The organism is Eudoraea sp. (genome assembly GCF_049665975.1).
Taxonomy (GTDB): Bacteria; Bacteroidota; Bacteroidia; order Flavobacteriales; family Flavobacteriaceae; genus Eudoraea.
In genome coordinates this window covers 1-12,484 of the sequence record NZ_JBATGR010000277.1, presented here as the reverse complement: position 1 = coordinate 12,484, position 12,484 = coordinate 1, and the positions used below count along the sequence as shown (strand labels likewise).

General features: G+C 38.6%; 5 protein-coding genes. 4 read left to right on the top strand and 1 reads right to left on the bottom strand.

The features are described from left to right. The 3 genes from rpoB to WBN20_RS09755 form a co-directional block, all read left to right on the top strand. A partial coding sequence (gene rpoB / locus WBN20_RS09765; protein WP_424281541.1) for a DNA-directed RNA polymerase subunit beta occupies window positions 1–3,145 on the top strand: 3,145 nt, incomplete at its 5' end. A gap of 43 nt (window positions 3,146–3,188) precedes the next feature. Continuing rightward, a complete protein-coding gene (gene rpoC, locus WBN20_RS09760; RefSeq protein ID WP_424281540.1) occupies window positions 3,189–7,487 on the top strand; it encodes a DNA-directed RNA polymerase subunit beta' in 4,299 nt (1,432 codons plus the stop codon). A gap of 70 nt (window positions 7,488–7,557) precedes the next feature. Further along, entirely contained in the window at window positions 7,558–7,869 is a 312-nt protein-coding gene (locus tag WBN20_RS09755; protein WP_424271971.1) for a DUF3467 domain-containing protein, read from the top strand. 60 nt (window positions 7,870–7,929) lie between these two features. Here the strand turns inward: WBN20_RS09755 and WBN20_RS09750 are convergent, their stop codons facing one another. Then, a complete protein-coding gene (locus tag WBN20_RS09750) occupies window positions 7,930–9,519 on the bottom strand; it encodes a peptide chain release factor 3 (RefSeq protein ID WP_424281539.1) in 1,590 nt (529 codons plus the stop codon). Between the two features lie 412 nt (window positions 9,520–9,931). Between WBN20_RS09750 and WBN20_RS09745 the strand changes: the two genes are divergently transcribed. Next, on the top strand, window positions 9,932–12,484 hold a 2,553-nt coding region (locus WBN20_RS09745), incomplete at its 3' end, for a gliding motility-associated C-terminal domain-containing protein (RefSeq protein WP_424281538.1).

Sequence of the window (12,484 nt, the reverse complement as noted above, 5' to 3'; positions counted from 1 at the left end):
AGAAGAAGTAAAGGTTTCAAAAACCGGATTGAAGAAATTCTTAGGACGCAAACTTGCTGCTAGAGTTCTTAATACCTGGCATGAAGATTTTGTTGATGAAGACACAGGAGAAGTTGTTTCCATAGAGAGAAACGAAATAGTCCTGGATCGTGATACTGTCCTTGAAAAGGAACATATTGATGAAATTATTGATGCAGATGTTAAAACCATTCTGCTTCATAAAGAGAATAATGCACAAAGTGATTATGCAATTATTCATAACACTTTGCAAAAAGATCCAACAAATTCTGAAAAAGAAGCGGTTGAACATATTTATCGTCAGCTGCGTAACGCAGAACCACCTGATGAGGAAACAGCACGTGGAATAATTGATAAATTGTTTTTCTCTGACCAACGATATAATCTTGGTGAAGTTGGTCGTTATAGAATGAATAAAAAGCTTGGTTTGGATATTGGTATGGACAAACAGGTACTTACCAAGGAAGATATCATTACTATAATCAAGTATTTAATTGAACTTATTAATTCCAAAGCAGAAATTGATGATATAGACCACCTTTCTAACAGGCGTGTTAGAACCGTTGGTGAACAATTATCATCTCAATTTGGTGTTGGTTTGGCGCGTATGGCAAGGACCATTCGTGAGCGAATGAATGTAAGGGATAATGAGGTATTTACTCCGATTGATCTGATAAATGCCAAAACACTGTCCTCTGTGATTAATTCATTTTTTGGTACTAACCAATTATCACAGTTCATGGATCAGACGAATCCTCTTGCGGAAATTACACACAAGAGAAGATTATCAGCTCTGGGACCAGGGGGTCTTTCAAGAGAACGTGCAGGATTTGAAGTTCGTGACGTTCACTACACGCATTACGGAAGACTATGTCCTATTGAAACTCCTGAAGGACCAAATATTGGACTTATTTCTTCACTTGCGGTATTTGCCAAAGTAAACCCTATGGGATTCTTGGAGACACCTTATCGCAAGGTTGATAACGGAAAAGTAGATACTAAAGATTTTGTTTATCTGAGCGCTGAAGAAGAGGAAGGCATGAAAATATCTCAGGCCAATATTCCACTCAAGGACAATGGAGCGATAGATCAGGAGAAAGTTATCGCCAGGGAAGAAGGAGATTTTCCGGTTGTAGATCCTATAGAGGTAAATTATACGGATGTTGCTCCTAACCAGATTGCATCTATTTCTGCTTCTTTAATTCCCTTCCTTGAACACGATGACGCAAACAGGGCCTTGATGGGTTCTAACATGATGCGGCAGGCTGTTCCCTTATTGAAACCGCAATCTCCTATTGTTGGTACAGGATTGGAAAGGCAAGTTGCATCAGACTCAAGAGTATTAATAAATGCTGAAGGTGATGGTGTAATTGAATATGTGGATGCTCAAAAGGTCACAATTAATTACATACGTAGCGAGAATGAAAAATTGGTTAGTTTTGAGGATGATTCCAAGACCTATCAATTGGTTAAATTCAGAAAAACCAACCAAGGTACCAGTATTAATCTTAAGCCAATCGTTCAAAAAGGAGATCGGGTTAAAAAAGGACAGGTACTTTGCGAAGGATATGCAACAGAAGGTGGCGAATTAGCTTTAGGTAGAAACCTTAAAGTAGCCTTTATGCCTTGGAAAGGATATAACTTTGAAGATGCTATTGTAATTTCTGAAAAAGTTGTCCGCGAAGATATCTTTACTTCAATACATATAGATGAATATGCTCTTGAAGTTAGAGATACCAAATTAGGAGCTGAAGAATTAACCAATGATATTCCTAATGTTTCAGAAGAGGCGACAAAAGACCTTGATGAATATGGAATGATACGAATTGGTGCTGAAGTAAAGCCAGGAGATATTCTTATTGGAAAGATTACACCAAAAGGTGAATCGGATCCTACTCCGGAAGAAAAACTACTTCGTGCAATTTTTGGTGATAAAGCCGGGGATGTTAAGGATGCTTCATTAAAAGCATCACCTTCATTGCGTGGTGTAGTTATTGATAAAAAGTTATTCTCTCGTTCTATTAAAGATAAACGCAAGCGTTCGGAAGACAAGGAAGCAATTTCCAGTCTGGAACTTGAATATGAAGTAAAATTCCAGGAACTTAAAGAGGTATTGGTCGATAAATTGTTTAAACTTATAAATGGGAAGACTTCTCAGGGAGTATTAAACGATCTTGGTGAAGAGGTTTTACCTAAGGGTAAAAAATATACCATGAAGATGCTTAATTCAGTGGATGATTTTGCCCATCTTGTTGGGGGTAGTTGGACTACTGATAAAGACACAAATTTTTTAGTGGCCGACCTGCTTCACAATTATAAAATTAAGTTGAATGATCTTCAGGGGAATCTTAGAAGAGATAAGTTCACCATATCCGTAGGGGATGAATTGCCTGCAGGCATTATGAAGCTTGCAAAAGTTTATATTGCCAAAAAACGTAAGCTTAAAGTTGGTGATAAAATGGCTGGGCGTCATGGTAATAAGGGTATTGTTGCCCGTATTGTCAGACATGAGGATATGCCGTTCTTGGAAGACGGAACTCCTGTAGACATTGTATTAAACCCTTTAGGTGTTCCATCTCGTATGAATATTGGCCAGATTTATGAAACCGTTCTGGGATGGGCGGGTCAAAATCTTGGCAAGAAATTCGCGACTCCAATTTTTGATGGTGCTACACTTGATGAGATTAATGAATTTACCGATGAAGCCGGGATCCCAAGATTTGGTCATACTTATCTGTATGACGGAGGAACCGGGCAACGCTTCGACCAGGCTGCAACAGTTGGGGTAATCTATATGCTAAAATTAGGACATATGGTGGATGATAAAATGCATGCACGTTCTATTGGACCATATTCGTTGATTACACAGCAACCTTTGGGAGGTAAAGCACAATTTGGGGGACAACGTTTTGGAGAAATGGAAGTTTGGGCCTTAGAGGCGTATGGCGCATCGGCTACCCTTCGTGAGATTTTGACCGTAAAATCTGATGATGTGATTGGACGTGCCAAAACCTATGAATCAATTGTAAAAGGCGAAACCATGCCTGAACCTGGCTTGCCAGAATCTTTCAATGTATTAATGCACGAACTTAAGGGATTAGGTTTAGACATTAGACTTGAAGAATAATAGTTTTTTTTACATATTTTAAATTTACTATCACCATATTATAATGGCTAGAATAAAAGATAATACCGCAATTAAAAGGTTTGATAAAATTTCAATTGGATTGGCATCTCCTGAATCAATTTTAGGAGAATCCCGAGGTGAAGTTTTAAAGCCTGAAACTATTAATTATAGAACTCATAAACCAGAGCGTGATGGATTGTTCTGCGAACGCATATTTGGTCCTGTAAAGGATTATGAATGTGCATGTGGAAAGTACAAGCGTATCCGCTATAGAGGAATTGTTTGCGACAGATGTGGCGTTGAAGTTACTGAGAAAAAGGTTCGTCGCGACAGGGTGGGACACATAAACTTAGTAGTGCCGGTTGCTCATATTTGGTACTTCCGTTCCTTGCCAAACAAAATTGGCTACCTCTTGGGATTGCCTTCCAAGAAATTGGACATGATTATTTATTATGAGCGTTATGTGGTAATTCAGCCGGGTATTGCTCAAGGACCTGAAGGAGAGGAAATTCAGAAATTGGATTTTTTAACTGAAGAAGAGTATTTAAATATTCTTGAAACTATTCCTCCGGAAAATCAATATTTGGAAGATTCAGATCCCAATAAATTTATTGCCAAGATGGGAGCAGAATGCCTTATCGATTTGCTGGCGCGAATTGATCTGAAACAACTGTCCTATGATTTAAGACATAAAGCTAATACGGAGACCTCGAAACAACGTAAAACAGAAGCCTTAAAAAGACTTCAGGTTGTTGAAGCGTTAAGGGAATCTCAGGATAACAGGGATAATAGACCAGAATGGATGATCATGAAGGTAGTTCCGGTTATTCCACCGGAGTTACGTCCACTGGTTCCATTAGATGGAGGTCGATTTGCGACTTCTGATTTAAATGATCTTTACAGGCGTGTAATTATAAGGAACAATCGTTTAAAGCGATTAATGGAAATTAAAGCACCTGAGGTTATCTTAAGAAATGAGAAACGAATGCTTCAGGAATCGGTTGATTCTCTTTTTGATAATACGCGTAAAGCTTCAGCAGTGAAAACTGAATCGAACAGGCCGCTTAAATCTCTTTCGGATTCCTTGAAAGGTAAACAAGGGCGTTTTCGTCAAAACTTATTGGGTAAAAGGGTAGATTATTCTGCTCGTTCCGTGATTGTTGTCGGACCTGAAATGAGCTTATATGAATGTGGTCTTCCAAAAGATATGGCTGCAGAACTATACAAGCCTTTTGTGATCAGAAAATTGATCGAAAGGGGTATTGTTAAAACGGTTAAGTCGGCCAAAAAGATAATTGATAAAAAAGAACCGGTAGTTTGGGACATTTTAGAAAATGTTTTAAAAGGACACCCTGTCATGCTCAACCGGGCCCCTACGTTACACAGATTGGGGATACAGGCATTTCAACCTAAATTAATAGAAGGTAAGGCAATTCGTTTGCACCCTCTTGTTTGTACGGCCTTTAATGCGGATTTTGATGGGGATCAAATGGCGGTGCATTTACCGTTGGGCCCTGAAGCTATATTGGAATGCCAACTTTTGATGTTGGCTTCACACAACATATTAAATCCGGCTAATGGATCTCCTATTACCGTACCTTCTCAGGATATGGTTCTTGGGTTATATTATATGACCAAGGAACGTAAATCTACCAAAGAAGTACCTGTTAGGGGTGAAGGCTTAACTTTTTACTCCTATGAAGAGGTAGAAATCGCATTTAATGAAGGGAAAGTTGAACTGAATGCCGGGATTAAGGTGAGAGCTAAAGACTTTAATGAGGAAGGTGAATTAGTAAATCAGATTATTCCTACTACTGTTGGTAGAGTACTTTTTAATAAGGTTGTGCCGGAAGAAGCCGGATATATAAATGAAGTCTTAAACAAGAAGTCTTTACGTGATATTATCGGAAGGATTCTTGCTGTTACAGATGTACCTACAACTGCAGCGTTTCTGGATTTGATTAAGACCATGGGTTATGATTTTGCTTTTAAAGGAGGACTGTCCTTTAGTCTTGGGGATATTATTATTCCAAAGGAAAAGCACACCATGATTGCTGATGCCAATGGACAGGTAGATGGAATTATGATGAATTATAATATGGGTCTTATTACGAACAACGAACGATATAATCAGGTGATTGATGTCTGGACTTCGACAAATGCCATGTTAACTGAGTTGGCAATGAAGCGTATCCGGGAAGATCAACAAGGATTTAATTCGGTGTATATGATGTTAGATTCTGGAGCCAGGGGTTCAAAGGAACAGATTAGACAGCTAACAGGTATGCGTGGATTAATGGCTAAGCCTAAAAAATCTACTGCAGGTGGGGGTGAGATTATAGAAAACCCAATTCTTTCTAACTTTAAAGAAGGATTATCTATTTTGGAATACTTTATTTCTACTCACGGTGCTCGTAAAGGACTTGCAGATACTGCTCTTAAAACAGCAGATGCAGGATATCTTACAAGACGATTAGTGGATGTTTCTCAGGATGTAATCGTTAATATAGATGATTGCGGAACTCTTAGAGGTATACAAGTTGAATCTTTAAAGAAAAATGAAGAAGTTGTCGAAACTCTAGGGGAGCGTATATTAGGAAGAGTTTCTCTACATGATTTATATAATCCGTTAACAGAAGAGTTGTTATTAACAGCAGGTCAACAGATATTGGAAGCCGATGTAAAGAAAGTGGAGGCTTCACCTATTGAAAAAGTAGAAGTTCGCTCGGCACTTACTTGTGAGGCTGCAAAGGGAATATGTGCCAAGTGTTATGGCAGAAACCTTTCAACCAACAAAATGGTGCAGCGCGGTGAAGCGGTTGGTGTTGTGGCTGCACAATCTATTGGCGAACCTGGAACGCAGCTTACATTGCGTACCTTCCACGTTGGAGGGATTGCAGGAAACATTTCAGAGGATAGCAAACTTGAAGCTAAATTTGACGGTGTCGCAGAAATTGAAGATTTGCGAACTGTTAAAGGTGAGAATGCCGATGGGAAAGCGGTAAACATTGTAATTTCAAGAACTTCAGAGATCAAAGTTGTTGATTCCAACACAGGAATTACACTCAGCACCAATAATATTCCTTATGGTTCTCAAATCTTTGTTAAGAATGGAAGTAAAATAACCAAGGCAGATTTAATTTGCCAGTGGGATCCTTACAACGGAGTCATAGTTTCGGAATTCCCGGGTAAAATTGCATATGAAAATATTGAACAGGGAATTACCTATCAGGTTGAGATTGACGAACAAACCGGATTTCAGGAAAAGGTTATTTCAGAATCCAGAAACAAGAAATTGATTCCTACCTTATTGATTAAAAATTCAAAGGATGAAGTTTTACGTTCGTATAACCTTCCTGTTGGTTCACATTTAATGGTGGATGATAACGATAAGATTAAAGAAGGTAAAACATTGGTTAAAATTCCACGTAAATCAGCCAAATCGGGAGATATTACAGGTGGTTTACCAAGAGTAACCGAACTTTTTGAAGCTCGTAATCCATCTAATCCTGCAGTTGTTACTGCAATAGATGGAGTAGTTTCTTTTGGTAAGATAAAAAGAGGAAATAGAGAGATTATTATTGAATCCAAACTTGGTGAAGTAAAGAAATATTTGGTAAAACTTTCAAACCAGATTTTGGTTCAGGAAAATGATTATGTTAGAGCTGGTATGGCTTTATCTGATGGTTCAATTACGCCGGAAGATATCCTTGCAATTAAAGGGCCGTCAGCGGTACAACAGTATCTTGTAAATGAAGTACAGGAAGTTTATCGTCTCCAGGGTGTAAAAATTAATGACAAACACTTTGAAGTAGTTGTACGACAGATGATGCGAAAGGTACGTATTCAGGATTCTGGAGATACCACATTCCTTGAAAACCAATTGGTGCACAAAGACGACTTTATCAAAGAAAACGATGAGATCTTTGGTATGAAAGTAGTTGAAGATTCAGGCGAATCAGAAAACCTTAAGGCAGGCCAGATTATTACAGCACGAGAATTGAGAGATGAAAATTCAATCTTGAAACGTGCAGATAAGAATTTGGTGACTGCACGAGACGCTGTTTCAGCGACAGCTACACCAATTCTGCAGGGTATCACAAGGGCTTCTTTACAAACCAAATCGTTTATTTCTGCGGCATCGTTCCAGGAAACAACAAAGGTCTTGAATGAAGCGGCTGTAAGTGGTAAAATTGATTACCTGGAGGGATTGAAGGAGAATGTTATTGTAGGTCATAAAATTCCTGCCGGAACCGGTATGAGAGATTATGAAAATATAATCGTAGGTTCAAAAGAGGAATACGATGAAATTATGGCTCGCAAAGAAGAATTAAAGTTTTAAAATTATTAACCCTCAATTAGAAAATTGAGGGTTTTTTTGTGATATTGGATTATTATTTTTGAAGTGAAAAATGGAAGAAAAAAATCAGAAACAACAACAGATAAACATTGAGCTGGACGAAAAAATAGCCGAAGGAATCTATTCCAATTTGGCCATAATAAATCATTCTGTTTCAGAGTTTGTTGTCGACTTTATAAGCATGATGCCGGGGGCGCCAAAAGCGAAGGTAAAAAGTAGAATTGTACTTACACCTCAGCACGCAAAGAAATTTTTGAAAGCGCTTAATGATAATGTAAGTCGTTTTGAAAAGGCTCATGGAACAATCAAAGATTATGATCAACCTCCAATTCCGTTAAATTTTGGTCCTACTGGAGAGGCTTAATTAAAAACCCATGAATCATAATTCATGGGTTTTTAATTTTTGGTTTATACATTGCCCTGATTATTGAAATTCTGAAGTAAAATGCAGTTTAACAGTTGGGTATTTCTGTTGAGTCATTTGTAATGAAAATTGTGAATCTGCCAAAAACACCAATTGTCCGAGCTTGTCTTTGGCAAGAAATTTCTGCTTTACTCTGATAAATTCTTTAAACTCATCATTATTAGGGTCTTCAGGATCAACCCAGCAGGCTTTGTGAACAGGAAAATTTTCATAGGTACATTTTGCACCGTACTCATGTTCTAATCTGTATTGAATTACTTCGTATTGCAAGGCGCCTACAGTACCTATAACTTTTCTGCCATTAAGTTCCAACGTAAACAACTGAGCAACGCCCTCATCCATTAACTGGTCAATTCCCTTATTTAACTGCTTGGATTTCATCGGATCTGCATTGTTGATATATCTGAAATGTTCCGGAGAAAAGTTGGGGATACCTTTATAATGTAAAATTTCACCCTCAGTTAAGGTATCTCCAATTTTAAAGTTACCTGTATCATGAAGTCCCACAATATCGCCAGGATAAGATATGTCTACAATTTCCTTTTTTTCTGCAAAAAACGCATTGGGACTTGAAAACTTTAATTTCTTATTGTGCCTTACATGTAAATAAGGTTTGTTGCGCTCAAATGTTCCGGAAACAATTTTCACAAATGCCAAACGATCCCTGTGTTTGGGATCCATATTCGCGTGGATTTTAAATACAAAACCTGAAAGCTCATTTTCATTGGCATGAACCAAACGTTCTTCAGCGACCTTCGATCGGGGATATGGAGCTATTTCAATAAAACAATCAAGAAGTTCTTTTACTCCAAAATTATTCAACGCAGAACCGAAAAAAACCGGCTGAAGTGAGCCTTCCAGATACTTTTGTTTGTCAAAAGGAGGATAGACACCGCTTACCAATTCCATATTATCTCTTAAAGTTTCAGCCGCCTGGGCTCCGATAATGTTCACTAATTCAGGACTGTTTAAGTCATTAAATGCAATTATGTCTGAGATGTTTTTTTTACTATCCCCACTAAAAAGGTTAATGTTTTTTTCATAAATATTATAAATACCCTTAAAATCGTAACCCATCCCAATGGGAAAACTTAAAGGAGAAACTGTTAATCCCAATTCCTTTTCTACTTCATCCAGAAGGTCAAAGGCATCCTTTCCTTCTCTGTCCAGTTTGTTGATAAACACGATCATGGGAATATTTCTCATCCTGCAGACTTCTACTAATTTCTTCGTCTGTTCCTCCACACCCTTAGCAACATCTATAACAACAATTACACTATCTACTGCTGTAAGGGTTCTGAAAGTGTCTTCTGCAAAGTCCTTGTGGCCTGGAGTATCAAGAATATTTATCTTTTTATCCTTATATAAGAAAGCAAGAACTGAAGTTGCTACCGAAATGCCACGCTGACGTTCAATTTCCATGAAATCGCTGGTCGCTCCCTTTTTTATTTTATTATTTTTGACAGCTCCTGCCTCTTGTATTGCGCCTCCAAATAAGAGCAGCTTTTCCGTAAGTGTAGTTTTCCCGGCATCAGGATGGGAAATAATACCAAAAGTTCTTCTCTTTTCTATTTCTTTTGAAAAATTCACAGCAAAAATTTAAGCAAAAATAAGTCAAATAATATAGCTCTGGGAGAATAGAAGGAATTTTATAAAATGATTCACATTAGACTCAATAGTCTGTATTGAATGACTTTTAGATTATTATTCTAAGAGAATTAAGTGTTATTATCGATTAAAAGCTAGAAATCTTCGTTTTATGAAATCTTAATTTTTTTTAATAACTTTTTATCCCCGACATAATTTTTAAATGGAATCAAAGTTTTGGACGTTTAACGAGTAATGAGGTCTTTTAAAGATATTTGTTAACTTATGTTTTCAAATGGATTTGATGCTATGTAATTTAACTATATCTTGCAACGATAATATAGAGAAGCCCTGTCTCTTACAAAGTTTTTTCCTACAAAGCCATGGTGATATGTTTAATTGAAAACTATCATTTATGGAAAACATTACCCCAACCAGAATACGAGATAAGGCCTCTTTCGGCTTTACCTTCATAATTGGCATTTTAGTTTTTGTTCTTTCTTCTTCGTTTGACAAAATACCTGCAAAGTTTGCCATTGTTATCAACTATACAGCGACTGAGATAGATACTGATAATGATGGAGTAAAAGATCTTACAGATATTGATGATGACAATGATGGTATTATAGATGCCATAGAAGATAATAATCCAGATTGGGATAATATTCCGTTAACGCATCCAACAGATACTGATAAAGATGGGGTTCCCAATCACCTTGATGTCGATTCAGACAACGATGGAATTATTGACAATGTGGAATCCCAGACAACACACGGTTATATTGCTCCAAGTGGGATTGATTCTGATGGCAACGGATTGGATGACAATTATGAAGAAACCCCGGGCAGCTGTGGAGGAATAGTACCTATAGATTCAGATTTAGATAGTTATCCTGATTATGTAGATATAGATAGCGATAACGATGGCATATTAGACAATGTAGAAGCTCAAACCACTGCGGACTTTCAGGCACCCTGTGGGATGGATTCCGATGGTAACGGCCTGGACGATCATTATGAAGAAACTCCTGGCAGTTGTGGTGGATTGATACCTGTAAATACAGATGGAGATTTTCAACCAGACTTTAGGGATATTGACTCAGATAATGATGGTATTCTGGACAATGTGGAAGCTCAGGAAGCTGCCAGTTTTCAACCACCCTGTGGTATGGATAGTGATGGCAATGGTCTTGATGATCATTATGAAGACACTCCCGGCTCCGGAGAAGGACTCCATCCGATTAATTCCGATAATGACCCAAATCCCGATTTCAGGGATATAGATTCCGATAATGATGGTCTCCCTGATAATATAGAGGCACAGACCACAAGCGGTTATATACTTCCATCTGGATTGGATGATGATAAGGACGGCTTGGATAATGCATATGAAGGATCAGGAGATCAAGGTCTTACCCCTGAAAATACAGATGGCACGGATGAACCGGATTATTTGGATTCAGACACGGACAATGATTTGGTACCCGACAATAACGAGGGAAACGATTTCAATTTTGATGGGGTCCCGGATCAGACATTTACAGGAACAGACACAGATGAGGATGGCCTTGATGATGGTTATGAGGGGAGTAATTTAAATGATCCTTTTCTGGTAAATGATGAAATCACAGACCCGGCAACTGATTTACCGGATACCGATGGCACTGAAGATGTCAACTACCGGGATATTGATGACGATGGGGATGGCCTGGATACTCCGGATGAGGATACTAATGGTGATGGTGACCCAACCAATGATGACACCAGTGGCAATGGAACACCGGATTATTTGGATCCTGATACCACAAATTCAGATCCTGATACTGATGGGGATGGCGTAAAGGATAGTACAGACCTTGATGATGATAATGATGGTATACTGGATACGGAAGAAGATCCGAATCTGGATAATGATAATAATCCATTAACCAATCCATTGGATAGTGATGGCGACGGTTTTCCAAACCACCTGGATATTGATTCAGATAATGATGGTTTACCGGACAATATTGAAGCACAAACTACCAGTGGCTATATTTTACCTAACGAAGATGATGAGGCTACTTATGTGTCCAATGATGGTGTAAACTCGGCTTATATTGGCGGTCTAACTCCTGAGAATACAGATGGTACGGATGCGTTAGATTATTTGGATTCGGATACCGACAATGATCTGGTACCTGATAATAATGAAGGGAACGACTTCAATTTTGATGGGGTCCCGGATCAGACCTTTACAGGAACAGACACAGATGAGGATGGCCTTGATGATGGTTATGAGGGGAGTAATTTAAATGATCCTTTTCTGGTAAATGATGAAATCACAGACCCTGCAACTGATTTACCGGATACCGATGGCACTGAGGATGTCAACTACCGTGATATTGACGACGATGGTGATGGTCTGGATACTCCTGATGAGGATACCGATGGTGACGGCGATCCCACCAATGACGATTGCAGCGGTAATGGAACGCCTAATTATTTGGATTCGGAAACGACCACTTGTGATCCTGATTCTGATGGTGATGGTGTAACTGATGAGGATGAAATAACAGATGAAACCGATCCATCAGATCCATGTGATTTTATATTAGCCAGTCAGACTGTAACTCCTTCCGATGAATGGAACAACCTGGATTGCGATGGCGATGGGGTTACCAATGAAGATGAAGTTTCAGATGGAACAGATCCCTTAGATTCCTGTGACTTAATACTCTCAAGCGTAACGGTGACACCAACAACTGATTGGGACAACCTGGATTGTGATGGTGATGGGGTAACCAATGGTGATGAAGTTTCGGATGGAACGGATCCATTGGACTCCTGTGACTTAATACTTGCAAGCGTGTCGGTGACACCAACCACAGATTGGGACATCCTGGATTGCGACGGCGACGGGGTAACTAATGGCGATGAAGTTTCGGATTCAACAGATCCCTTAGATCCTTGCGACTTTAATCAAGAC